This window comes from Streptomyces sp. NTD107 (assembly GCF_059510435.1).
The window spans coordinates 237,151-260,852 of record NZ_JCAJZV010000006.1 but is presented as its reverse complement, the minus strand read 5'-3'; the positions used below and the strand labels follow the sequence as shown (position 1 = coordinate 260,852).

Below are 23,702 nucleotides of genomic sequence, written 5' to 3'. Positions count from 1 at the left end.
TTCGCGGGTCAGCGGCGGATTTCGTACTGGAAGCAGCCGTATTCCACCGCTCGTACGTGCACCAGGGCGACGTCGGGGTCGGTGAACGCCTCCGCGAGCGCCTTGTCGAAGACGGCGTCCGCGTGGTCGTGGTCCGGGAGGTCGTGGTCCGGGAGGTCGTGGTCCGGGAGGCCGAGGAGCCGGCCGCCGACGATGTGGCCCTGCGCGTTGTAGCGGCGCAGGGTGCGCAGGGCGCCCGGGTGGGCGCAGGGGTGGTGGGGGGTGTCCGGTGGGCCCGGGCAGGGGTCGGCGTGGATGAAGACCGGGCCCGCTTCGTTGTACGCGCCGGGTTCGGCTCCCGTCGCCGCCGCCCAGCGGCGGAGCGGCGCGTAGGAGACGAGGGCGATCCGCTCACCGGGGTCGATGGGGCGCAGGCAGCAGCGCAGCGGGCTGCCCACGCTGTGCTCGTCGGCGGTGCGGGCGCGGGTCGGCCGGCCGCTGTCGTCGGTGGTGCGGAGCTCTTGGAGCGCGGTGGGCGGGATGGCCAGTGGCCGGTAGGCGGTCATGTCACCAGCTTGGGCGGCCGGTCGGCCGCCGGCTGGCGGGAATCCGACGTGGTGGTGGCGGTGGTGCGGATGCGGCGGCCGGGGATGGCGGTGAGGAGTTCCTGGGTGTAGGGGTGCTCGGGGTGGTCGAAGACCTGGGCCACCGGGCCGGTTTCCACGATGCTGCCCCGGCGCATCACCGCGACCCGGTCGCAGATGTGGCGGACCACCGCCAGGTCGTGCGAGATGAAGAGGTAGCTGAGGCCGAACTCGGCGCGCAGTTCGGTCAGCAGGTCCAGGACGCTGGCCTGTACGGAGACGTCCAGGGCCGAGACCGGTTCGTCCAGCACCAGGAGTCTGGGGGTGAGGGCCAGGGCGCGGGCGATGGAGACGCGTTGTCGCTGGCCGCCGGAGAGTTCGGTGGGGCGGCGGCGGGCGGCGGTGGCGGGCAGCCGTACCAGGTCGAGGAGTTCGGCGATCCGCTGCTGCCGGGCGCGGCGGCCCGTCGTACGGAAGGCGCGCAGTGGTTCGGCGATGGAGTCGGCGACGGTGAAGTGCGGGTCGAGTGAGCCGTACGGGTCCTGGAACACCGGCTGGATGTCGCGCCGCAGCCGGCGCAGCGCGGCCGGGCCGACGGTGGCGAGGTCCTGGCCGGCCAGGGTGATGGTGCCGCTGTCCGGCCGGTCCAGGCGCAGGACGAGCTGGGCGGTGGTGGACTTGCCGGAGCCGGATTCGCCGACGATGCCGAGCGAGCCGCCGGCCGGGAGCGTGAAACTCACGTCGTCGACGGCGACGGTCCGGCCGCCGTCGAACGTGCGGCGCAGGTTCCGCACTTCCAGGAGTGGGTGGTTTCCGGGTGCCGGCGCGGCGGGTTCCGCCGTCATGTCGGGGACGGACGACACCAGTTCCCGGGTGTAGGGGTGCGTGGGCGCCGTCAGTACCTGGCGGCCGGGGCCGCGTTCGACGATCCGGCCGCGGGACATGACGGCGATCTCGTCCGCGCGGTCGGCCGCCACGGCGAGGTCGTGGGTGATCAGCAGGAGGGCGGTGCCACGGCGTTCGGTGACGGTTTCCAGGTGGTCCAGGATGCGCCGCTGTACGGTCACATCGAGGGCGCTGGTCGGCTCGTCGGCGATGAGCAGCTTGGGTTCGCCGGCCAGCGCGATGGCGATCAGCACCCGCTGGCACATCCCGCCGGACAGCTCGTGCGGCAGTTGGCGTGCCACGTGGGCGGGTTGGGGGAGGCCGGCGTCGGCGAGGAGGTCGACGGCCCGCTCCGCGGCGGCCTTCCGGTTCTCCGCGAGGCCGTGGATCCGCAGGACTTCGGCGACCTGATCGCCCACCCGCTGCACGGGGTTGAGCGAGACCATCGGGTCCTGGGGTACGAAGCCGATCTCCCGGCCCCGTACGGTACGCCACTCCCGCTCGCGCAGGGTGGTCAGTTCGCGGCCGGCCAGCCGTACCGAACCGCCCTCCACCCGCGCCCCGGGTGGCAGCAGGCCCAGTGCGGCGAGACCGGTGGTGGACTTGCCGGAGCCGGACTCCCCGACCAGGGCGAGGGTTCGGCCGGGGGCGAGGTCGAGGTCCACGCCGCGCACCGCCCGCACGGTGGCGCGGCGGGAGCGGAAGGTGACCCGCAGGTCCTTGATGGTGAGCATCAGCGTGCTCCCGTCCTTTCCAGGGCCCGTCCGATGCGGTTGGCGGAGAGCACGATCAGCGCGATGGCCAGGCCGGGGAAGGTGGTCAGCCACCAGGCGGTGGAGATGTAGTCGCGGCCCTGGGAGACCATGGCGCCCAGTTCGGGCGCGGGCGGCGGGGCCCCGTACCCCAGGAAGCTGAGCGCGGACACCGACAGCACCGCGCCGCCGATCTCCAGGGCGGCCAGCACCAGGACCGGCTGGGAGGCGTTGGGCAGGACGTGCCGGGCCAGGATCACCGGGGTGCGGGTGCCGCTGGTGACGGCGGCCTGGAAGTAGACGCTGGACTTGATGCGCAGGACTTCGGCGCGGATCACCCGGGCGAAGCTGGGCACCCCCGAAATGCCCACCGCGATGGCGACGTTGGTGACGCCGAAGCCGAGGATGGAGACCACGGCGAGGGAGAGCAGCAGCCCGGGGATGACGATCAGCACCTCCACGAACCGCATCAGGGTCTGGTCGACCCAGCCGCCGAGGTAGCCGGAGAGCACGCCGAGGACGGTGCCGGCGATCAGCGACAGCGAGACGGCGATGAGGGCGGCGGTGATGGAGGTACGGGTGCCGTGCACGACGCGGGTGAACAGGTCGCGGCCCAGGTTGTCGGTGCCGAACCAGTGTTCGGCACCGGGTGGGGTGAGGGAGGCGGCCGGGTTGACGCGCAGCGGGTCCTCGCCGGCGAACAGCGCGGGCAGCAGGGTCCAGGCCAGGATGACCGCAAGGTAGAGGACGGCGAGCGCCAGCCCGGGGTGGGCGGCGACCGTGCCGAGCGCGGCGCGCAGCCGGGCGGCCCGGGTGTGCGTGTGCTCCTGGTCCTGGTCCCCGTCCTGGGCGTGGTCCCGGTCCTGGGCGTGGTCCCGGTCCTGGGCGTGGTCCCGGTCCTCGGTGGTCGTCGTCGTCATGAGGTCGCTCCGGCCTGGAGGACGATCCGGGGATCGACCTTGGGGTAGATGAGATCGACGGCGAGATTGACCACCACGTACATGGCGCCGGCCAGGAAGATGATCGCGCGGATCACCGGGAAGTCCTGGGCCGCGATGGCGTCGGCGGTCAGCCGGCCGACGCCGGCCCGGGCGAACACGGTCTCGGTGATGATGGCGCCGGCCAGGATGTTGCCGATCATCATGCCCAGCATGGTGAGCGCCGGGATCGAGGCGTTGCGGAAGGCGTGGTGCCACACGGTGCGCAGCCGCCCGGCCCCCTTGGCGCGGGCGGTGCGTACGTACGGTTCGGCCAGCGCCGTGCGCAGCCCCTTGGCGAGCAGTTGGGCGAGCACCCCGGCGTTGGGCAGGGCCAGCGCGACGGCGGGCAGCACCAGCCGGGAGGTGTCGCTGTCGCCGTACGCCGGGAACCAGCCCAGCCCGAAGGAGAACACCTGGATCAGCAGGATCGCGGTCCAGAAGCTGGGCAGTGAGATCCCGGCGACGGTGGTGGACAGGATGGTGTTGCGCAGCGGCCCCCAGGGCGCCAGGGTGGCCGCCAGCGCGGCGGCCACCCCCAGCACCGCGGAGATGAGGAGCGAGGCGGTGGCCAGCTCCAGGGTGGAGGGCAGGGCGCGGCCGAGCATGGCGCTGACCGCGTCGCCGGTTCCGAAGGAGTTGCCGAAGTCCAGGGTCAGGGCGCGGAAGGCGAAGTCCGCGTACTGCTGGAACAGCGGGCGGTCCAGGCCCAGTTCGGTACGGAGCGCGTCCGCCTGCGCCGCGTCGACGCCGACCGGGTCGCCGCCGCCCGCGGAGCGCAGCATGATCGACACCGGGTCGCCGGGGACGAGATGCAGCACCAGGAAGGACAGGCTCAGCGCCGCCCACAGGACGATCAGTCCGTTGCCGAGCCGGACCAGGACGTAACGCCTCACTTGGCGATCCACACCTCGTTCAGCAGCGGCTTGCCCTCGATGTCGGCGTGGAAGCCGCCGACCTTGGGGCCGTAGCCGTAGGACCAGTAGCGGTCGTAGACGGGGATGGTGTAGCCCTGCTCGACGATGCGCTGCTGGGCCTGGTCGCCGATGGCCTGCCGCTCGGCCGGATCCACCGTTCCCTGGAGGGAGTTGAGGAGGGTGTCGAGCTCCTCGTCGGGGTGGTTGTAGAGCATGCTCATCTCGGGGTGGGACGAGCCGTAGACCAGGCGGATGACGTCGACGTCGGCGCGGCCCTGGCTCCAGGTGGTGAGGTCGCCGGGGAACTCGTCGATCGGGACGTCGGGGAGGGTGGCGACCGGGTTGAGGACGAGTTCGACGCCGATCTCCTTCCACTCCTGCTGCACCAGCTGGTGCTGTGCCTCGGCGTCGGTGCTGCCGGACTGGTAGGTGATGGAGAGGGAGAGCCGGTCGCCGGCGGCGTTGGCGCGGATGCCGTCGCTGCCGACGGTGTCGTAGCCGGCGCCCTCCAGGAGGGCGATGGCGGCGTCGGGGTCGTAGCGGATGTCGTCGGACTGGTCGGTCCAGCCCGGGGTGGCGGCGGTCAGGACGCCGGTGGCGGGCTGCTGGGTGCCCTGGAAGATGGCGTCGACGATGGCCTGCCGGTCGATGCCGAGGCTGAGCGCGCGGCGTACCTCCGGGTCCTGGAGCTTGGGGCTGGAGGCGAGCGGGATGTAGGGGATGGCGATGCCGGGCGAGGCGCCGGTGGCCAGGCCGTAGCCGGGGAGGTTGGTCAGCTCGGCCTGGTTGGTGAAGGGGATGCCGTCGGCGAGGTCGATCTGGTCGCTGGTGATGGAGCCGTAGCGGACGCCGCCCTCGGGGACGACTTCGAGGGTGATCTTGTCCAGGTAGGCGGCGCCCTGGTTGGCGGCGATCGGGGAGGCCCAGGCGTAGTCCTCGCGCTTGAGGAGTTCGACGGACTTGTCGGGGGTGAAGGCGCCGAGGGTGAAGGGGCCTGAGGCGGCGAAGTCGCCGAGGCACAGGTCGGCGGGGTCGTTGCCGAGGGAGGCCGGGGAGAGCTGGACGAAGGAGGCGGTGGCGGTGGCCTGGAGGAACTGGGCGTTGGGTCCTTCGAAGTCGACGCGCACGGTGTGCTCGTCGAGGACGGTGGCTTCCCGGTAGCCGGCGAGGAAGCTGCCGGCCTGCGGGGCGCGGGCGCCGAGGTCGATGATGGCGTCGAAGTTGGCCTTGACGGCTTCGGCGTTGAAGGGCGCGCCGTCGGAGAAGGTGACGTCCTCGCGCAGGTGGAAGGTGAACGAGCTCACGTCATCGCTGATCTCCCAGGAGGTGGCGAGCCAGGGCTTGATCTCCTTGGTCTCGGGGTCCTGTTCGGTGAGCTGGTCGCCGAGCTGGCGGCCGACGTTGCGGGAGGTGAGCTGGGGGCGCTGGCGGGGGTCGACGCAGTCGATGGGGTTGGCGAAGGCGTACTTGAGGGTGCCGCCGGCCACCGGTTCGCCGGTGGCGCCGCCCGCGCCGCCGTTGCCGGAGCCGCCGTCGCCGCTGGTGTTGTCGCCGGTGCCGCAGGCGCTGAGGGTGACGGCGAGCGCGGCGAGCAGCGCGGTGGCGTGGGCGGGGCGGGGTGTGCGGCGGCTGCTGAGCCGTCTGGGCACGGGCGTGGAGGCCACGACGAAGGGGTCCTTTCAGGACGATTCCCCCGGCCGGCGGCGCGCGTGGGCGCGCGAGGCGGCAGGGCGGACTGAGATGAGGAGGTGCTACGGAGCAACGGCGCGCGGAAATCCCGTTGAACGGGGGGCGGTTACGGGCCGGCCGGGCCGAGGCCGGCGGCGGCGCTCACCGCCGCGCGGTGAGGAGAGTCAGCAGCCCGCACAGGACGCCGACGTGACGCGGAGCAGGTCCACGTGTCGGCGCGATGTCAAAAGCGGCAGGGCTGGCATGCGGCAAATATCGGCCACCGCTCGGCGGGCTGTCAAGCGGCACTCTCGCGCCGCCGGATCTCGCGATCCGGACACAACCTGTTCACCACCGATCGGAATGGCATAGTCTGCGAACAGGTCACGAGTGACAGCGATCAAGGCCCCGGCCCGCTGTCCGGCAACCCTCCAACCGTCGGCGGGGTGCCCCGGGTGATGACCGGGCCGCAGGCAGCGAGGTCTGCGGCAAGCACGGTTCTTTGAGGGAGTCCTCCGATGAGCAAGCGAATGCGTTAGGGCGCACGCCCCCAACTCAGCCTGCCCCTGCCTGCCTTCACCCCTTCCCGGAGCTACGCCATGCCCGCGACGCTGATCACCCCTGCCCAGAACCCCACGGCCCACAGCTGTCCCCTCCCGCTCCCCGTCCTCGGCGACGAGGTCCGCGCCCCGCTGGCCGGCGGCGACGGGGCCGGCGACATCGCGTACGCCGCCCTGGACTACGCCGCCAGCGCCCCCGCCCTGCGCGCGGTGTGGGACGACGTCGCCGCGTACGCCCCGTACTACGGCAGCGTGCACCGCGGCGCCGGCTATCTCTCCCAGCTGTCCACCGACCTGTACGAGGAGAGCCGCGCCACGGTGGCCGAATTTCTCGGCTGCCGCCCCGACGATCAGCTGATCTTCACCCGCTCCACCACCGACTCCCTCAACCTGCTGGCCGGCGCGCTGCCCACCGGCACCCAGGTGTTCGTCTACGAGACCGAACACCACGCCGCGCTGCTCCCCTGGGCCCGGCACGGCCACCCAGTGACGTACCTGCCCGCCCCCCGTACCCCCGGGCAGGCCGTCGCCACCCTGGTCAACGCCCTCGCCGACGCCGCCCCCGGGCCCAAGCTGCTGTGCGTCACCGGCGCCTCCAACGTCACCGGCGAACTGTGGCCCATCGCCGAACTCGCCACCGTCGCCCGCCGCTCCGGCGCCCGCACCGTCCTGGACGCCGCCCAGCTCGCCCCGCACCGCCCGGTGGACATCACCGCCCTCGGCGTCGACTGGGTGGCCTTCTCCGGGCACAAGCTGTACGCGCCGTTCGGCTCCGGCGTGCTCGCCGGGCGCGCCGACTGGCTGCGCCGCGCCGCACCGTACCTGGCGGGCGGCGGGGCCAGCCGTACCGTCACGGCCGGGGCGGACGGCACGGTCGATGTGGAGTGGCAGGACAGCGTCGCCCGGCACGAGGCCGGCTCGCCCAACGTGATCGGCGCGTACGCCATCGCGGCGGCCTGCCGGGCGCTGACCGACGCCGGGTTCGCGCGACTGGTGGCGCGCGAGGAGGAACTGCTGGCCGGGCTGCGGGCCGGGCTCGCCACCATCCCCGGGGTACGGCAGCTGTCGCTGTTCGGCGCGGACGCGCCCCGGGTGGCGGTGCTGTCCTTCGTGGTGGACGGGTGGCAGAGCGCGGAGTTCGCCACGGCGCTGTCGCAGCGGTACGGGATCGGGGTACGGGACGGGCTGTTCTGCGCGCACCCCCTGGTGCGTACGCTCCTCGGCGCGGCGGAGGACGGCGCCGGGGCGGCCGGCTGCGAGGGGCCGCTGAAGGCGATCCGGGTGAGCTTCGGGGTGGGCACCCCGGCCGAACATCTGGAGCGGCTGGTGCGCGCGGTGCGGGAACTGGTCGCCGAGGGTCAGCCGGTCGCGGCGGCGGCCGGCTGACAGGACGGGCACCAGAACAGATTGCGGGCGGCGAGCTCCGCGTACCGGATCCCGCCGCCGCACACCAGACACGCCTGGCCGGCCCGCCGGTACACGTACACCTCTCCCCCGTGATCGTCCACGCGCGGCGGGCGGCCCATCGCCTCCGGGGTGTGCTCGGGGCGCACCGTGTCGATCCGGTTGGTGCGGACCCCCTCCCGCATCAGCGCGACGAGATCCGCCCAGATGCCGTTCCACTGCGCGGGCGTCAGCCGCAGCCCCGGCAGGTAGGGATCGATGCCGTGCCGGAACAGCACCTCGGCCCGGTACACATTGCCGACCCCCGCGATGATCCGCTGATCCATGAGCAGCGCGGCGACGGTGGTGCGGCTGCGGGAGATCCGCCGCCAGGCCAGGCCGGGCTCGGCGTCCGCGCGCAGCGGATCGGCCCCGAGCCGCTGCCGTACGGCGCGCTTCTCCTCGTCCGAGATCAGCGCGCAGGTGGTGGGCCCGCGCAGTTCGGCGTACGCGTCGGCGGTGGCCAGCCGCAGCCGGATCTGCCCGACGGGCGGCGGTGGCGGCCCGTCGCCGAACGCGACCTTGCCGTACAGGCCGAGATGGATGTGCACCCACTGCTGGGCGGCCCCGAACCCGAGGAACAGATGCTTCCCATGAGCGTCGGAGCGTTCAAGAACCTGACCGTCGACAAGGGCGGCCCCGTCGGAGAACTTCCCCTGCGGCGAATCCACCCGCACCGCCCGGCCGCCGAACCGCTCGCGGTAGTCGGCGGCCAGCCGGTGGATGGTGTGCCCCTCCGGCATCAGGCGCCGGCGGGCAGCGGCGGCAGCGTGCCGTCCGTCTCGTACGCGCTGAGCATGTCGATGCGGCGGGTGTGCCGGTCCTCGCCCGAGTAGGGGGTGGCGAGGAAGACCTCCACGAAGGTGGTGGCCTCGTTGGTGGTGTGCATACGGGCGCCGACGCTCACCACGTTGGCGTTGTTGTGCTGCCGCCCGAGCCGGGCGGTCTCCTCGCTCCAGGCGAGGGCGCACCGTACGCCCTTGACCTTGTTGGCGGCGATCGCCTCACCGTTGCCGCTGCCGCCGATGACGACGCCCAGCGCGTCGGGGTCGGCGGCGGCGGCCTCGGCGGCGCGCAGACAGAACGGCGGATAGTCGTCCTGCGCGTCGTACGCGTGCGGACCGCAGTCGACCGGCTCATGGCCGTGTGCCGTGAGCCAGTCGACGAGGTGGTTCTTCAGTTCATAGCCGGCGTGGTCGGAGCCGAGATAGACGCGCATGGGACTGAGTCTGACATGCGCGCAGCGGCCCGGTTACGCGTGCCCCCGCCGCCCGGCGATCCGCCACGCGGTGGGCAGCGCGCCCATGGCGAGCGCGGCCTTGAGGGCGTCACCGATGAGGAACGGCACCAGACCGGCCGCCATCGCCTCACTCGCCGACATGCCGGTGGCCAGCGCCAGGTAGGGCACACCGATGGCGTACGTGACGGCCATCCCGGCCACCATGGTGCCGGCGGTGCGCAGCACGGTACGGTCCCCGCCGCGCCGCGCCAGCTCACCGACGAGGCCGGCGGCGACGGTCATCCCGATGATGTAGCCGAAGGACGGCATGCCGAACCCGGAGGACGCCTCGGCGAACCAGGGCATCCCGGCCATGCCGGCCAGCGCGTACAGCAGCATGGACAGCAGGGCCCGGGCGGGGCCGAGCGAGGCACCGACGAGCAGGGCGGCGAAGGTCTGCCCGGTCACCGGCACGGGCGACCCCGGCACGGGCAGCGCTATCTGCGCGGCCACCCCGGTCAACGCGGCGCCACCCACAACCAGCGCCACATCCCGCACCCGGGCCCGGGACAGGGTCGGAGCGGGCAACAGATCCGCGAGTACAGCGGTGCTCATACACATCCTCCAAAGAACGTTTTCCCCCTACCCCTATCCGACCTCACCCCACCCACCCCGAACAAGAGCCCAACCCACCGCCCGAACCCCTCCCCCCTTATCGACACCCCACAACAAGCCGCGAACAGGTCGCGCCGTAGCGCCCTGACTTGGTGCGATGCGCCCCCACCATCCGTTGTTGACGAGTGACCGAGGGCACTACGCTGAGTGTGACCCCCAGCACAGCTCACCCACGATGAGTGGAGGAACCATGGCACGGCCATGGGAGGCGGACCCGTCCGCCTCATTCGCCCGGCGGTTAGGCAAGACGGCCCAGGAGCTCGGCGCCTCTGAGGACGAAGAGAAGTGCCCGGACATCTGGCAGCTCGACAACGGGGATGTGGCGGTGATCGGCCGCGATCTGACAACTGCCTACGGCTCCCGGCTGCCGGCCGGGGTACAACTCGGCCCTGATGAGCGCCTGGTGATCATTCCCGGCAGCATGCTCAGCGCGGCGAAGCCGGACATCCCCGATGCTTGACCTCCAGCCCCCCGCCCTCGACCCGGCCCTGGGCACCTGGCTCGACGACGACGACTATGTGCGGGACTTCCGGCAGCGGGCGGCGGGAATCCACGACGGATTGTCGTGGAAACTCGAACGTCTCCAGCACTTCGAGGAGACCAGCGCCAGCCGTGAGGCCCTGCGACAGGGGGATTGGGAGAGCGCCCTGAACCTGCTGGAGGACCGCAGGGAGGGCTTGGCCAGGACCCAGCGTGAGCGGCAGTCTCGCGGCTATGTCTTCCAGCGGGTCCGAGTGGTCGAGCAGCCGCTGACTCCGTATGTGCATTGGGAGCTTCATGCGCTGTCTCTCGGAGCGGAGTACGGCACGCCGGTCCGGGTGATCGGAGCGGAGGCGGTGCGGGATCTGGAGCGTGCCGGTCCGCTCCCCGAGGTCGTGGTACTCGCCGACGGAACGCTCTATCTGATCAACTACACCCCGGCCGGTGTCTTCCACTCCGCGACCCGCTTCACCGAGCCGGATCTGGTTGCCGCCTGGCAGCGGCTGATCCGGGCACTGTTCTCCGAGGGCGAGGACATCTCCTCGTACATGGCCCGCGAGGTGGCTCCACTGCCACCCCCGACCCTGACAGCGGAACCCGAATCGGGGTAAACGTTCGCCATGCACAAAGAAGAGGGGAACGAGGGGAACAGCGTGGCGCCCGGCAGTACGCACTCCGAGCTGTCGGGCACCACCCGCGACGCCGTCCAGGCCGGACGGATCAGCGGGGGTGTGCACTTCCACGAACACGGCGCGACCCGGCAGCAGCCGGAGGAGGGCGTGCCCCGGCAACTGCTGGCCGATGTACGCGGTTTCGTCAACCGGGTGGATGAGCTGGCGGAGCTCAACGCCGTGCTGCCCGGCGAGGACGGTGCTCCGCTCGTGGTCTCCGTGTGCCTCATCGCCGGCACCGCCGGTGGCGGAAAGACCTCGCTGGCCCTGCACTGGGCACACCGGATCAGGGAGCGGTTCCCGGACGGGCAGCTCTACATCAATCTGCGCGGCTACGACGCGGGCGAGCCGGTCGCCGCCCACGAGGCGCTGCACCGCTTCCTCACCGCGCTGGGGGTTCCGCCGGGCACGATCCCGGACGACACCGAGGCCGCCTCGGCACTCTTCCGGTCCCGACTGGCCGATCGCCGCATCCTCATCGTGCTCGACAACGCGGCCTCCGCCGCCCAGGTACGACCACTGCTTCCCGGCCATTCACAGTCCCTGGTCATCGTCACGAGCCGGGGCAGGCTGTCCGGCCTCGCCATACGGGACGGCGCGCGCCGTCTCACTCTGGGTACCCTTCCCCAGCCCGAGGCCGTCGCCCTGCTGCGCGCGGTCACCGCCGGCTACCGCCCGGCGGACGACGCGGACAAACTCGCCGAACTGGCCCGGCTGTGCGCGCATCTGCCACTGGCCCTGCGGATTGCCGCAGAGCGGGCCGCCGGCCACCCTCATATGAGCCTGGATGACCTGATCGCGGATCTGCGGGACGAGTCCGCGTTGTGGGATGCCCTGAGCACCGAGGACGAGGAGGAGGCCGAGGCCGTACGGACGGTCTTCGCCTGGTCCTATCGGGCCCTGTCCGCCGAGGCCGCTCGGCTGTTCCGGTTGCTGGGGTTGCATCCGGCGCGCGAGTTCGGCGTCAAGTCGGTCGCCGCGCTCGGCGAGATCAGCGTCCGGCGAACGCGGCAGTTACTGGATGTCCTGGTCAGCGCACATCTGCTGGAACAGACCGCGCCCGACCGCTACCAATTCCACGACCTGCTGCGGGCGTACGCCACCAACCAGGCCCAGCAGGACGAGCCGGCGCAGGGCCGCACGGAGGCGCTGCGCCGGGTACTCGACTGGTACCTGGAGTCCGCCGAGGCAGCCCGGGAGTGGCTCAGGCCCGGCCCGGTCACGCGGACCCCTCCGGCCCTTTTCCCCGACTACGACTCGGCTGTGAACTGGGCGGAGCGCGAACACGACAATTTTCTGCCCGCCGTACGAGCCGCCGGGGCAGCCGGTGAGGACCGTCGCGCGTGGCAGCTGGCCGTGGTGCTGTGGCACGCCAAGGCGCCGTCCGCGACCGTGCATGCCTGGCTGATCATCGCGGAGATCGGCCTCCGCGCTGTCCGCCGGCTCGACGACCGGGCAGGTGAGGCCCAATTGCTTGAGTACTACGGCATGGGCCACACCCGGATCAACCGGCTGGCGGAGGCCCGGCACTGTCACGAGCAGGCGCTGGGGATCCGCCATGAGCTGGGAGACCGGCGTGGCGAGGCATCCTCACTGAATCTGCTGGGCATCGGCGAGCTCCGCGGTCGGCAGCTCGGCGCGGCGGAGGATCACTTCGCCCGAGCGGGCGCGGTGTTCGAGGAACTGGGCGAGCGGCACCGGGCGGCGATGGCCCTGTCGAACCTGTCGAGCGCCCGTTACGACGCGGGAAAGCTCGAAGAGGCGGAGGCGGACGCCCGGCGGGCCCTCACGATCCACCGCGAGCTCGGCGCCCGGCGCAGCGTGGGAAACGCCTTGCGGCAGCTGAGCGAGATCCACGGCGAGCGCGGTGAGACGGAGGCCGCGCTGCTGACTGCCCAGGAGGCGGTGGATCTGGCGCTCGATCTCCGGAGTGACAGTCTTGAGGGTTTCTGGCTGATCGCCTTGGGCGACGCCCAGCGGGAGAGCGGGGAGTCGGACGAGGCGCTGGCTTCGTATCACCGGTCCGCCGCGCTGCACCGGCGGCTGGGTGACCGGAGTCGGGAGGCGATGGCCTGGGTGGGGGCCGGGGAGAGCTATCGGCGGCTGGGGCGGGAGAAGGAGGCGGCCGACTTCTTCCGGCGGGCGGCTGTTGTGCACCGGGAGCTTGGCGATGCCTGGTACGAGGCGCTGGCCCTGGAGCGTCTCGCCGAGGCGGTGGCGGCGGCTGATCCTGGCCGTGCCGTGGAGCATCGCCGGGCGGCGCTGGGGCTGCTCGGTGGTTTTGCGGACCGCCGGGCGGTGGCCCTGCGTGAACGGCTCGGTTCGGCGATCTGACGCACAGCGGGCCGCACTTGCTGCTAGGTTGTTATTGCAAGTGAGTCGCAATAAGCCGAGCGAGATGGACAGGGCAACCGGCATGGCCACCTACACGCTTCCTGAGCTGCCGTACGACTACTCCGCCCTGGAGCCGGTCATCAGCGGCGAGATCATCGAGCTGCACCACGACAAGCACCACGCCGCCTACGTCAAGGGCGCCAATGACACCCTCGAACAGCTCGCCGAGGCGCGGGAGAAGGATCAGTGGGGGAATGTCACCGGCCTGGAGAAGAACCTCGCGTTCCATCTCTCCGGCCACATCCTGCACTCGATCTACTGGCGCAACATGACCGGCGACGGGGGCGGGGAGCCGCTGGAGAAGGACGGGACCGGTGAGCTGGCCGATGCCATCGCCGAGTCGTTCGGGTCGTTCGCCCGGTTCAAGGCGCAGCTGTCCAAGGCGTCCGCCACCACCCAGGGCTCGGGGTGGGGCGTGCTCGCCCATGAGCCGCTGTCCGGGCGGCTGGTGGTCGAGCAGGTGTACGACCACCAGGGGAACATCGGGCAGGGGTCCATCCCGATCCTGGTCTTCGACGCCTGGGAGCACGCCTTCTATCTCCAGTACCGCAACCAGAAGGTGGACTTCGTCGAAGCCATGTGGCGGGTGATCAACTGGCAGGATGTCTCGGCCCGGTACGCCGCCGCCAAGGCCGGCGGCGGAAAGCTCCTGCTCGGGTGATCGTCTTCTCACCGTTTCACCGGGCAGGTGAAAAAGGGCCGGCCCCCGCGTCAGGTATCCGCGGGGGCCGGCCCGGTTTCGGGGCGCGGGATCAGTCGAACTGGGGCTTGGCGTCGCGGGTGCGCTTGATCTCGTAGAAGCCCGGAGTGCTCGCCACCAGCAGGGTGCCGTCCCACAGCCGGGCCGCCGCCTCGCCCTTGGGGGCCGGGGTGACCACCGGGCCGAAGAACGCGATCTGCTCACCGTCCGAGCCCGGCACCGCGATCACCGGGGTGCCGACGTCCTGGCCCACCAGGTCGATGCCCGCCTTGTGCGAGGCCCGCAGCTTCGTGTCGTACGCGTCGGTGTCCGCCGCGTCCGCCAGCTCCGCCGGGAGGCCGACCTCCGCCAGCGCCTCGATCAGCGTCTCCTTGGTGCGCGGCTTGTCCTCCAGGTGGAAGCGGGTGCCTATCGCCGTGTACAGCGGCCCCAGCACCTCGCCGCCGAACCGTTCCTCCGCCGCGATCAGCACCCGTACCGGGCCCCAGCCACGGGTGAGCATCTCCCGGTACTGCTCCGGCAGCTCGTCGATCTTCGGCTCGTTGAGCACCGACAGGCTCATCACGTGCCAGCGCACTTCCACCGGCCGTACCTTCTCCACCTCCAGCATCCAGCGCGACGTCAGCCACGCCCACGGGCACAGCGGGTCGAACCAGAAATCGGCGGGGGTCTTCTCCGGCATGGTCTCGGCTCCTCCACACGGGGACAGCGATGCTCCAGACCACAACAGTGGCATCCCCCCGGGCATTCCCGGGCGTCACCGGTGATCCCTCCCGCCCATGACATGCTGGCCGCGCCCCTTCCGCACGCCACACCCAAGGAGAAACGCCGTGCCCGGAGAGAACCTGACCCGCGACGAGGCGGGAGCACGGTCCCGGCTGCTCACCGTGCACGGGTACGAGGTGGTGCTGGACGTCCGCGACGCGGCCGGGCCGGCGCCGGCCACCGGGCCGCGTACCTTCCGCTCCACCACCACCATCCGGTTCTCCTGCGCCGAGGAGGGCGCGAGCACCTTCGCCGACCTCATCGCCCCGCACGCGCACTCGGTCACCCTCAATGGGGAGTCACTCAACGTCGACCGGGTCTTCGACGGGACCCGCGTGCGCCTCGACGGGCTGCCGGCCGGTGACAACGAGCTGATCGTCGACGCCCGCTGCGCGTACAGCCGCACCGGCGAGGGCCTGCACCACTTCACCGACCCCGAGGACGGCGAGACCTACCTCTACACCCAGTACGAGCCGGCCGACGCCCGCCGGGTGTTCGCCAACTTCGAGCAGCCCGACCTCAAGGCCCCGTACGACATCACCGTGCTCGCCCCCGCCGACTGGGTGGTGCTCAGCAACGGCGCCGAGGTCGGCAACGACGGAATCCGCCGCACGTTCGCCACCACCAAGCCCATCTCCACCTACATCACGGCGATCGTGGCCGGCCCGTACCACCAGGTGCGCGACCACTACTCCCGCACGTTCGCGGACGGCACCACCCTCGACATCCCGCTCGGCGCGCTCTGCCGCAAGGGGCTGGCCAAGCACTTCGACCCGGACGAGATCTTCGCCACCACCAAGGCGGGGCTGGACTTCTTCCACGATCACTTCGACTTCCCCTACCCCTTCGGGAAGTACGACCAGGCGTTCGTCCCCGAGTACAACCTCGGCGCCATGGAGAACCCGGGCCTGGTGACCTTCCGCGAGGAGTACGTCTTCCGCGGCCGGACCACCCGCGCCGCCTACCAGGGCCGGGCCAACACCCTGCTGCACGAGATGGCCCACATGTGGTTCGGCGACCTCGTCACCATGGAGTGGTGGGACGACCTGTGGCTCAAGGAGTCCTTCGCCGACTTCATGGGCGCCTTCGCCTCCAAGGGCGCCACCCGCTTCGACGAGGCGTGGATCACCTTCGCCAACCGCCGCAAGGCATGGGCCTACCGCGCCGACCAGCTGCCCTCCACCCACCCCATCACCGCCGACATCCGCGACCTCCAGGACGCCAAGCTCAACTTCGACGGCATCACCTACGCCAAGGGCGCCTCCGTCCTCAAGCAGCTGGTGGCCTATGCCGGCGAGGACGCGTTCCTGGAGGGCGCCCGCCGCTACTTCAAACGGCACGCGTACGGCAACACCCGGCTGTCCGACCTGCTGGCCGTGCTCGCCGAGACCTCCGGCCGCGACATGGCGCAGTGGTCACGCGCCTGGCTCCAGACCGCCGGGCTCAACTCCCTCACCCCACGGGTACGGCACGACGCGGACGGCCGGATCGCCGAGCTGGCCATCGAGCAGGACGCGCCCGAGGACCACCCCACGCTGCGCCCGCACCGGGTGCAGGTCGGCCTCTACCGGATCGAGGACGGCGGGCGGCTCGTCCGGTACGCGAAGGCCGGCGCCGATGTGAGCGACGCCCGCACCGTGGTGGAGGCGCTGGCCGGCGCCGAGCGGGCCGATCTGATCCTCGTCAACGACGAGGATCTGACGTACTGCAAGACCAGGTTCGATCCGCTCTCCCTCGCCACCTTGATGGACCATCTGGGGGACGTCGAGGATCCGCTGGCCCGCGCGCTGTGCTGGTCGGCGCTGTGGAACCTCACCCGCGACGCGCTGCTGCCGGCCGCCGACTTCCTCACCCTGGTACGGCGGCACGCCGGCGCCGAGACCTCGATCGGCGTGCTCCAGATGGTGCTCAGCTGGGCCGACGCGGCGCTGGAGTGGTACCTGCCGCGCCCGGCGCGCGAGGCGGCGGCCGGGCAGCTGGCCACCACCGCGCTCGGTGAGCTGCGGCGCGCCGAGCCGGGCAGCGACCATCAGCTGGCCTGGGCCCGGTTCTTCGCCGGCCGGGCGGTCTCCGACGCCGACTTCCGGCTGCTGGAGGCGCTGCTGGCCGGCAAGGAGCGGATCGAGGGCCTGGTGGTGGATCAGGAGCTGCGCTGGACGATGCTGCTGCCGCTGGCCGCGCACGGCCGGATCGGCGAGACGGAGCTGGCGGAGGAGCTGACCCGGGACGACACCGCCTCGGGCCGCCGCCACCAGGTACGGGCGCTGGCGGCGCGGCCGTCCGCCGCCGTCAAGGAGGCCGCCTGGGCGGAGGTGGTGGAGTCGGAGCGGCTGTCGAACGCGCTGGTGGAGGCGACCATCGACGGCTTCGCGCGGGCGGGGCAGCAGGGGCTGCTGGCGCCGTTCACCGACCGGTACTTCGAGGCGATCGAGCGGGTGTGGCAGGAGCGGTCCATCGAGATCGGCATGGCGGTGGTACGCGGCCTGTTCCCCGGTCTTCAGCAGGACCGGGCCACCCTGGAGGCGACGGATGCCTGGCTGAGCGCGCATCAGGACGCGGCCCCGGCGCTGCGCCGGCTGGTGCTTGAGGAGCGGGACGATCTGCGCCGGGCGCTGCGGGCGCAGCGGGACGACGGAGGGTAGCCGCGCCGGTTGGCGGATGAACGCCCGTGGCGGCTGCGGCCGTTGCGGGCGTTCAGCTATCCCGCCAGCGTTATGCCCGCTTTTGTAGCGATCCTCGCGCGTAGATACCCCACGCATGTTTCATTCAATCGCTCGTGACAGGAATGCGACAACTATCTTCTAAAGCCATTACATCAAGTGATCATTTACGTATGATGACCGGTCATCCGGTTCCGGAATCCGAACAAGGATGCCCATGTCTCATACTTCCCCCCTGTTCCCGACTGCCACCGGCAGGAGACGCTCGGCCCGCGTGGCCCGGGTCGCGCTCGCCGCCGGGCTGGTGAGCGCCCTCTCCGTCACCGGGGCGCTGCCCGCCTTCGCCGCGGAGAGTGACACCGTCACTCCCACGGTCGACAAGCCGATCGACGACAAGTTCGGCACCCACGACGCCACCCTGCTCGCCGAGGCCAAGGCCGCCGGCGAGCCGCATGTGACGCTGCTGATCGCCACCGAGCCCGGCCAGACCGACGAGGTCAGCGACGCGCTCGACGCGATCCCCGGTGCCTCCGTCGGCTACACCCTCGACGAGATCGGCTACGTCCGGGCCACCGTGCGCACCGGCGCCGCCGACGAGGCCATCGACGAGGCGCGGGCGCTGTCCTCCGTGTACGCGATCGACCTCAACGAGGAGATCCAGGTACCGGACCCGCTGCCCGACACCGGCCAGGGCCACGGCAACGGCGGCAACGGGAACGCCACCCCCTACCCGGCGCCCGACAAGAACACCAAGGCCGTCAACCCGTACCAGCCCGCCCACGAGACGGGCGCCGTCGACTTCGTCAAGCAGAACAAGAAGTACGACGGCCGCGGCATCACCATCGGCATCCTGGACACCGGCGTCGACATCGCGCACCCGTCGCTCCAGGAGACCACCACCGGTGAGCCCAAGATCACCGACTGGGTCACCGCCACCGACCCGATCATCGACAACGACGGCTCGTGGCGCCCGATGACCACCGCGGTCTCCGGCGAAACGTTCAGCTACAACGGCCGCGACTACAAGGCCCCCCAGGGCGATTACTACATCTCCATCTTCCGGGAGAACATCGCCACCGGCGAACTGGGCGGCGACCTCAACCGCGACGGCCGCACCGACGGCTCCTGGGCCGTGCTGTACGACCCGGCGGCCGGCACCGTACGCGTGGACCTCGACGACGACGGCGACTTCACCGACGAGGCCGTCATGAAGCCGTACCGCGAAAACCACGACGTCGGCTACTTCGGCACCGACAACCCGGACACCGAGATCGCCGAGGCCGTCCCGTTCGTGGTGGAGATCCGCAAGGACGTCCCCATGGACCCCTATGGCGGCAGCTGGATCGGGCAGCGGCGCGACTTCGTCAACATCGGCATCGTCTCCGGGCGGCACGGCACCCACGTGGCCGGCATCACCGCCGCCAACAGCCTGTTCGGCGGCCAGATGAACGGCGCCGCCCCCGGCGCGCAGATCGTCTCCTCGCGCGCCTGCCGGTTCAGCGGCGGCTGCACCGCGACCGCCATGTTCGAGGGCATGATCGACCTCGTCGTCAACCGCAAGGTGGACGTGGTCAACGTCTCCATCGGCGGCCTGCCCGCGCTCAACGACGGCAACAACGCCCGCGCCCGGGTGTACAGCGAGCTGATCGACACCTACGACGTCCAGCTGTTCATCTCGGCCGGCAACGACGGCCCCGGCGTCAACACCGTCTCCGACCCCTCGGTCGCCGAGAAGGTCGTCAGCGTCGGCGCCGCCATCTCCAAGGACACCTGGGCCGCCAACTACGGCTCCGGCGTGACCAAGAAGTACGCCATGCTGCCGTTCTCCTCCTCGGGACCGCGCGCGGACGGCGGCTTCAAGCCCACCATCACCGGGCCCGGCGCCTCCATCAACGCCATCCCCACCTGGCAGCCCGGCGCGCCGGTCGCCGAGGCCGGCTACAGCCTGCCCCCCGGCTACGGCATGCTCCAGGGCACCTCGATGTCCTCCCCGCAGGTCGCGGGCGCCGCGGCGCTGCTGCTGTCCGGCGCCAAGCAGCGCGGCCTGGACCTGTCGGCCGCCGATCTGCGCACCGCGCTGACCTCCTCCGCCAAGCCCATCTCCGGGGTGCAGGCGCACGAGCAGGGCGCGGGCCTGGTGGACACCGTCGCCGCCTGGAAGCTGATCACCAAGGGCGCCACCGCGCACCAGTACACCGTCAAGGCGCCGGTGAGCAGCGACCTGGCCGAGTTCCTGGCCACCCCGGGCTTCGGCACCGGCGTGTACGACCGCGAGTCGGCCCCCAAGGTCGGCGAGCGCAAGACGTACGACATCACCCTCACCCGTACCAGCGGCCCCAACCGCAACGTCCAGCACAAGCTGACCCTGGACAACAACCACGACAACACCTTCTCGCTGGTCGGCAACAGCACCGTGGCGCTGCCGCTGAACAAGCCGGTGACCGTCAAGGTGCAGGCCAAGCCGCGCTCGACCGGGGCGCACAGCGTGCTGCTCGGCGTCGACGACCGCTCCACCCAGGGCGTCGACCTCCAGGTGCTCAGCACCATCCTGGTGACCGAGAAGCTCGCCGCCCCCTCCTACGCGGTGACGAAGACCTCGACGGTGCAGCGCAACTCCAGCACCTCGTACTTCGTGAAGGTCCCCGAGGGCACCAAGACCCTTGAGGTGAAGCTGACCGGTCTGACCGACGGCAGCCAGACCCGGTGGATCGCCATCACCCCGTGGGGCACGCTGGCGGACTCCTCCTCCACCGTCAACTGCTACCCCAACTACACCAACCCGGCGAACACCTGCCGCCCCGATCTGCGCTCCTACGAGAACCCGACCCCGGGCGTGTGGGAGTTCGAGGTCGAGGCCCGGCGCACCTCGCCGCAGCTCAACAACCCGTACACCCTCACCGCGACCGCGCTGGGCACCGCCTTCAACCCGGCGACCGTCACCGTCGAGGAGGCCGTCATCGGCACCCCGGTCCCGGTGAACTGGCAGGTCTCCAACACGCTGGCGCCGATCGAGGGCACCCTGGCCGCCGGTGAGCTGGGCTCGGTGGCCATCGACCGGCCCACCATCGCCAATGGCGCCTACCAGACCAGCACCGTGGAGCTGGCCGCGGGCGTCACCCGCTTCGAGGCCGTCATCGGCTCCACCTCGGACCCGGCCGCCGACCTCGACCTGTACGTCTACCGGGACGGCACGCTGGTCGGCCAGTCGGCCTCCGGCGGCTCCGAGGAGGCCGTGGTGCTGACCAACCCGGCGGCCGGCACGTACACCATCGAGGTGCACGCCTACGCCGTCCCGTCCGGGTCCACCTCCTACGACTACCGCGACGCGTACCTCTCCCCCGACCTCGGCTCGGTCGCCGTGGACGAGGGCAAGGTCATCTCGCTGGCGAACGGCGCGACCGCGGCGGTCGACGCCGAGGTCACCGTCGTCTCGGCGGCCGACGACGCCTCCGCCGGGCGCGAGTTCTTCGGCGAGGTGAAGCTGCTGAACGCCTCCGGTACGGTCACCGGCAGCGGCGGCATCATCATCGAGCGGGTGAGCGGCGCGTAAACCGGTCACCCACCGGATCAACGGCACCGGGGCGGGGCGCGGCACGACTCGCGCACCGCCCCGGTGTGCGTGACGCGTGGAAGGATGACCGGACGGAGTACATCACGCTAAGGAGAACTGGTGCCTGGCACGAATCTGACCCGCGAAGAGGCCCAGGAGCGGGCCCGGCTGCTGAGCGTGGAGAGCTACACGATCGCGCTCGATCTCTCCGGTGCCCAGGAGGGCGGCACCTTCCGCTCCGAGACCACCGTGCACTTCACGGCGCGCGAGGCCGGGGCGACCTTCATCGATCTGGTGGCCCCCTCGGTCAGCCATGTGGCGCTCAACGGGGAGGTGCTGCCGGCCTCGGACGTCTTCGCCGACTCGCGGATCGCGCTGCCCCACGTGGTGCACGGCCACAACGAGCTGGTGGTCGTCGCCGACTGCGCCTACACCAACTCCGGTGAGGGCCTGCACCGGTTCGTGGACCCGGTGGACGAGCAGGCGTATCTGTACACACAGTTCGAGGTGCCGGACGCGCGGCGGGTGTTCGCCTGCTTCGAACAGCCCGACCTGAAGGCGGCGTTCCAGTTCACCGTACGGGCCCCCGAGGGCTGGACGGTGATCTCCAACTCGCCCACCCCGCGGCCGGCCGACAACATCTGGACGTTCGAGCCGACCCCGCGCATCTCCAGCTACATCACCGCGCTGATCGCCGGCCCGTACCACTCGGTGCACAGCAGCTGGGAGGGCGGCGAGGGCCGGTCGGTGCCGCTGGGCATCTACTGCCGGCCCTCGCTCGCCGAACACCTGGACGCCGAGGCGATCTTCGCGGTCACCCGGCAGGGCTTCGACTGGTTCGAGGAGAAGTTCGACTTCCCCTACCCCTTCGCCAAGTACGACCAGCTGTTCGTCCCGGAGTTCAACGCCGGCGCGATGGAGAACGCGGGCGCGGTCACCATCCGCGACCAGTACGTCTTCCGCTCCAAGGTGACGGACGCGGCGTACGAGATGCGGGCCGAGACCATCCTGCACGAGCTGGCGCACATGTGGTTCGGCGACCTGGTCACCATGGAGTGGTGGAACGACCTGTGGCTGAACGAGTCGTTCGCCACGTACACCTCCATCGCCTGCCAGGCACACGCCCCCGGCAGCCGCTGGCCGCACGCCTGGACCAGCTTCGCCAACTCGATGAAGACCTGGGCCTACCGGCAGGACCAGCTGCCCTCCACCCACCCGATCATGGCCGAGATCCGCGATCTCGACGATGTGCTGGTCAACTTCGACGGCATCACGTACGCCAAGGGCGCGTCCGTGCTCAAGCAGCTGGTGGCGTACGTCGGCCAGGACGCGTTCTTCTCGGGCGTGCAGGCGTACTTCAAGCGGCACGCGTGGGGCAACACCCGGCTGAGTGATCTGCTCAGCGCGCTGGAGGAGACCAGCGGCCGGGATCTGGGCGCCTGGTCGAAGGCGTGGCTCCAGACGGCCGGCATCAATGTGCTGCGCCCGGAGATCGAGGTGGACGGGGACGGGGCGTTCACCTCGTTCGCGGTACGGCAGGAGGCACCGGCGCTGCCGGCCGGCGCCACCGGCGCCCCGACGCTGCGCCCGCACCGGATCGCGATCGGCCTGTACGAGCTGACCGACGGCGCGCTGGTGCGCCGGGACCGGATCGAGCTGGACATCGACGGCGAACTGACGGAGGTGCCGCAGCTGGTGGGTCAGCAGCGGCCGGCCGTCGTCCTGCTGAACGACGACGACCTGTCGTACGCGAAGGTGCGGCTCGACCCGGAGTCGCTGGCCGTGGTGCGGCGGCACCTGGGCGACTTCACCGAGTCGCTGCCGCGCGCGCTGAGCTGGGCCTCGGCCTGGGACATGACCCGCGACGGCGAGCTGGCCGCCCGCGACTATCTGTCCCTGGTGCTGTCCGGCATCGGCAAGGAGACCGACATCGGCGTGGTGCAGTCGCTGCACCGTCAGGTGGCGCTGGCGCTCGACCTGTACGCCGACCCCGAGTGGCGCGAGAGCGGGCTGCTGCGCTGGAGCGAGGCCGCGCAGCGGCAGTTGGCGGCTGCCGAGCCGGGCAGCGACCACCAGCTGGCGTGGGCGCGGGCGCTGACCTCGGTGGCCCGCACGGATGAGCAGCTGGCGCTGCTGGCCGGGCTGCTGGACGGCTCGCGGAGCGTGGACGGGCTCGCCGTGGACACCGAGCTGCGCTGGTCGCTGCTCCAGCGGCTGGCGGCGACCGGGCGCGCCGACGAGAAGGAGATCGCGGCGGAGCTGGAGCGGGACCGCACCTCGGCGGGCGAGCGGCACGCGGCGTACGCGCGGGCCGCGCGGCCGACGCGGGAGGCGAAGGCCGAGGCGTGGGCGCTGGTGGTGGAGGGCGACAAGCTGCCCAACGCCATGCAGGAGGCCGTCATCGGCGGCTTCGTCCAGACGGATCAGCGCGAGCTGCTGGCCTCGTACACGCCGGAGTTCTTCGCGGCGCTCAAGGGCGTGTGGGAGTCCCGCAGCCATGAGATGGCGCAGCAGATCGTGGTGGGCCTGTACCCGGGCATCCAGGTGAGCGAGGCGACGCTGACGGAGACGGACGCCTGGCTGGAGGCGGCGAAGCCGTCGCCGGCGCTGCGCCGGCTGGTGACGGAGTCCCGTGCGGGCGTGGAGCGTGCCCTGAACGCCCAGGCGGCCGACAAGGCCGCCGCGGCGGCGCAGGCGTAACGCCGAAGGGGGGTGCCCGGACCTGCGGGCCCGGGCACCCCTCGCCGAGCCGCGCGAGTCAACCGCCCGACAGGGCCCACGAACCACCCGGCGGCGGCACCGGCCCGCACACTCCGACGGGCG

At 71.3% G+C, this 23,702-nt stretch carries 18 protein-coding genes and 1 riboswitch; of the genes, 8 read left to right on the top strand and 10 right to left on the bottom strand.

Annotation, left to right across the window (positions count from 1 at the left end):
- Window positions 1-8 precede the first annotated feature (8 nt).
- The 6 genes from AC5WRL_RS15205 to AC5WRL_RS15180 form a co-directional block, all read right to left on the bottom strand.
- Complete coding sequence (locus AC5WRL_RS15205) at window positions 9-545, bottom strand: DUF1203 domain-containing protein (RefSeq protein ID WP_496089036.1); 537 nt, start codon at window positions 543-545, stop codon at window positions 9-11.
- A complete protein-coding gene (locus AC5WRL_RS15200; protein WP_496089035.1) occupies window positions 542-2,182 on the bottom strand; it encodes a dipeptide ABC transporter ATP-binding protein in 1,641 nt (546 codons plus the stop codon). The genes AC5WRL_RS15205 and AC5WRL_RS15200 overlap by 4 nt, the downstream gene beginning before the upstream one ends.
- Window positions 2,182-3,120 (bottom strand): ABC transporter permease, encoded by a 939-nt coding sequence (locus AC5WRL_RS15195; protein WP_496089034.1) that lies wholly within the window; start codon window positions 3,118-3,120, stop codon window positions 2,182-2,184. Before AC5WRL_RS15195 ends, AC5WRL_RS15200 begins: the two co-directional genes overlap by 1 nt.
- Window positions 3,117-4,073, bottom strand: coding sequence for an ABC transporter permease (locus AC5WRL_RS15190; RefSeq protein ID WP_496089033.1), 957 nt, complete (start codon window positions 4,071-4,073; stop codon window positions 3,117-3,119). Before AC5WRL_RS15190 ends, AC5WRL_RS15195 begins: the two co-directional genes overlap by 4 nt.
- Window positions 4,070-5,758 (bottom strand): ABC transporter substrate-binding protein, encoded by a 1,689-nt coding sequence (locus AC5WRL_RS15185; RefSeq protein WP_496089032.1) that lies wholly within the window; start codon window positions 5,756-5,758, stop codon window positions 4,070-4,072. The genes AC5WRL_RS15190 and AC5WRL_RS15185 overlap by 4 nt, the downstream gene beginning before the upstream one ends.
- A 189-nt stretch (window positions 5,759-5,947) precedes the next feature.
- A complete protein-coding gene (locus AC5WRL_RS15180) occupies window positions 5,948-6,028 on the bottom strand; it encodes a putative leader peptide (protein ID WP_324604801.1) in 81 nt (26 codons plus the stop codon).
- A gap of 116 nt (window positions 6,029-6,144) precedes the next feature.
- Window positions 6,145-6,263, top strand: a riboswitch (SAM riboswitch).
- 98 nt (window positions 6,264-6,361) lie between these two features.
- Here AC5WRL_RS15180 and AC5WRL_RS15175 point away from each other — a divergent pair.
- Window positions 6,362-7,708, top strand: a complete 1,347-nt coding sequence (locus AC5WRL_RS15175; protein ID WP_496089031.1) for an aminotransferase class V-fold PLP-dependent enzyme — start codon at window positions 6,362-6,364, stop codon at window positions 7,706-7,708.
- Here the strand turns inward: AC5WRL_RS15175 and AC5WRL_RS15170 are convergent.
- From AC5WRL_RS15170 to AC5WRL_RS15160, 3 genes are read right to left on the bottom strand one after another with little or no spacing between them, the layout of a single operon-like run.
- Window positions 7,681-8,508, bottom strand: a complete 828-nt coding sequence (locus AC5WRL_RS15170) for an Fpg/Nei family DNA glycosylase (RefSeq protein ID WP_496089030.1) — start codon at window positions 8,506-8,508, stop codon at window positions 7,681-7,683. The genes AC5WRL_RS15175 and AC5WRL_RS15170 overlap by 28 nt on opposite strands.
- Complete coding sequence (locus AC5WRL_RS15165; protein ID WP_496089029.1) at window positions 8,508-8,984, bottom strand: ribose-5-phosphate isomerase; 477 nt, start codon at window positions 8,982-8,984, stop codon at window positions 8,508-8,510. Before AC5WRL_RS15165 ends, AC5WRL_RS15170 begins: the two co-directional genes overlap by 1 nt.
- Before the next feature lie 33 nt (window positions 8,985-9,017).
- Entirely contained in the window at window positions 9,018-9,599 is a 582-nt protein-coding gene (locus AC5WRL_RS15160; RefSeq protein WP_496089028.1) for a biotin transporter BioY, read from the bottom strand.
- Window positions 9,600-9,849: 250 nt separating this feature from the next.
- Between AC5WRL_RS15160 and AC5WRL_RS15155 the strand changes: the two genes are divergently transcribed.
- The 4 genes from AC5WRL_RS15155 to AC5WRL_RS15140 all read left to right on the top strand — a co-directional run bounded on the left by AC5WRL_RS15155 (window position 9,850) and on the right by AC5WRL_RS15140 (window position 13,865).
- A complete protein-coding gene (locus tag AC5WRL_RS15155) occupies window positions 9,850-10,119 on the top strand; it encodes a hypothetical protein (RefSeq protein ID WP_496089027.1) in 270 nt (89 codons plus the stop codon).
- On the top strand, window positions 10,112-10,750 hold the full coding sequence (locus tag AC5WRL_RS15150; protein WP_496089026.1) for a DUF6879 family protein: 639 nt from the start codon (window positions 10,112-10,114) through the stop codon (window positions 10,748-10,750). The genes AC5WRL_RS15155 and AC5WRL_RS15150 overlap by 8 nt, the downstream gene beginning before the upstream one ends.
- Before the next feature lie 9 nt (window positions 10,751-10,759).
- Complete coding sequence (locus AC5WRL_RS15145; RefSeq protein WP_496089025.1) at window positions 10,760-13,144, top strand: ATP-binding protein; 2,385 nt, start codon at window positions 10,760-10,762, stop codon at window positions 13,142-13,144.
- A gap of 82 nt (window positions 13,145-13,226) precedes the next feature.
- A complete protein-coding gene (locus tag AC5WRL_RS15140) occupies window positions 13,227-13,865 on the top strand; it encodes a superoxide dismutase (RefSeq protein ID WP_496089163.1) in 639 nt (212 codons plus the stop codon).
- A gap of 91 nt (window positions 13,866-13,956) precedes the next feature.
- Here the strand turns inward: AC5WRL_RS15140 and AC5WRL_RS15135 are convergent, their stop codons facing one another.
- The gene (locus AC5WRL_RS15135) at window positions 13,957-14,586 is read right to left on the bottom strand and encodes a mycothiol-dependent nitroreductase Rv2466c family protein (protein ID WP_496089024.1); all 630 of its coding nucleotides are present in this window, start codon (window positions 14,584-14,586) and stop codon (window positions 13,957-13,959) included.
- Window positions 14,587-14,734: 148 nt separating this feature from the next.
- On the opposite strand from AC5WRL_RS15135, the gene pepN (AC5WRL_RS15130) reads away from it, so the two are divergent.
- From pepN (AC5WRL_RS15130) to pepN (AC5WRL_RS15120), 3 genes are all read left to right on the top strand, one after another.
- Window positions 14,735-17,311: an aminopeptidase N gene (gene pepN / locus AC5WRL_RS15130; protein ID WP_496089023.1), complete on the top strand. Its 2,577-nt coding sequence runs from the start codon at window positions 14,735-14,737 to the stop codon at window positions 17,309-17,311.
- A 235-nt stretch (window positions 17,312-17,546) separates the two neighbouring features.
- Window positions 17,547-20,879, top strand: a complete 3,333-nt coding sequence (locus tag AC5WRL_RS15125; RefSeq protein ID WP_496089022.1) for a S8 family serine peptidase — start codon at window positions 17,547-17,549, stop codon at window positions 20,877-20,879.
- A 120-nt stretch (window positions 20,880-20,999) separates the two neighbouring features.
- A complete protein-coding gene (gene pepN / locus AC5WRL_RS15120) occupies window positions 21,000-23,579 on the top strand; it encodes an aminopeptidase N (protein WP_496089021.1) in 2,580 nt (859 codons plus the stop codon).
- The last annotated feature ends 123 nt before the right edge of the window (window positions 23,580-23,702 follow it).

Coding starts and splice junctions, on each gene's coding strand:
- AC5WRL_RS15140 (WP_496089163.1), top strand. CDS start 13,227: ATGGCCACCTACACGCTTCCTGAGCTGCCGTACGACTACTCCGCCCTG.
- AC5WRL_RS15165 (WP_496089029.1), bottom strand. CDS start 8,984: ATGCGCGTCTATCTCGGCTCCGACCACGCCGGCTATGAACTGAAGAAC.
- AC5WRL_RS15150 (WP_496089026.1), top strand. CDS start 10,112: ATGCTTGACCTCCAGCCCCCCGCCCTCGACCCGGCCCTGGGCACCTGG.
- AC5WRL_RS15200 (WP_496089035.1), bottom strand. CDS start 2,182: ATGCTCACCATCAAGGACCTGCGGGTCACCTTCCGCTCCCGCCGCGCC.
- AC5WRL_RS15145 (WP_496089025.1), top strand. CDS start 10,760: ATGCACAAAGAAGAGGGGAACGAGGGGAACAGCGTGGCGCCCGGCAGT.
- AC5WRL_RS15135 (WP_496089024.1), bottom strand. CDS start 14,586: ATGCCGGAGAAGACCCCCGCCGATTTCTGGTTCGACCCGCTGTGCCCG.
- AC5WRL_RS15125 (WP_496089022.1), top strand. CDS start 17,547: ATGTCTCATACTTCCCCCCTGTTCCCGACTGCCACCGGCAGGAGACGC.
- AC5WRL_RS15205 (WP_496089036.1), bottom strand. CDS start 545: ATGACCGCCTACCGGCCACTGGCCATCCCGCCCACCGCGCTCCAAGAG.
- AC5WRL_RS15155 (WP_496089027.1), top strand. CDS start 9,850: ATGGCACGGCCATGGGAGGCGGACCCGTCCGCCTCATTCGCCCGGCGG.
- AC5WRL_RS15180 (WP_324604801.1), bottom strand. CDS start 6,028: ATGCCAGCCCTGCCGCTTTTGACATCGCGCCGACACGTGGACCTGCTC.
- AC5WRL_RS15175 (WP_496089031.1), top strand. CDS start 6,362: ATGCCCGCGACGCTGATCACCCCTGCCCAGAACCCCACGGCCCACAGC.
- AC5WRL_RS15160 (WP_496089028.1), bottom strand. CDS start 9,599: ATGAGCACCGCTGTACTCGCGGATCTGTTGCCCGCTCCGACCCTGTCC.
- AC5WRL_RS15170 (WP_496089030.1), bottom strand. CDS start 8,508: ATGCCGGAGGGGCACACCATCCACCGGCTGGCCGCCGACTACCGCGAG.
- AC5WRL_RS15195 (WP_496089034.1), bottom strand. CDS start 3,120: ATGACGACGACGACCACCGAGGACCGGGACCACGCCCAGGACCGGGAC.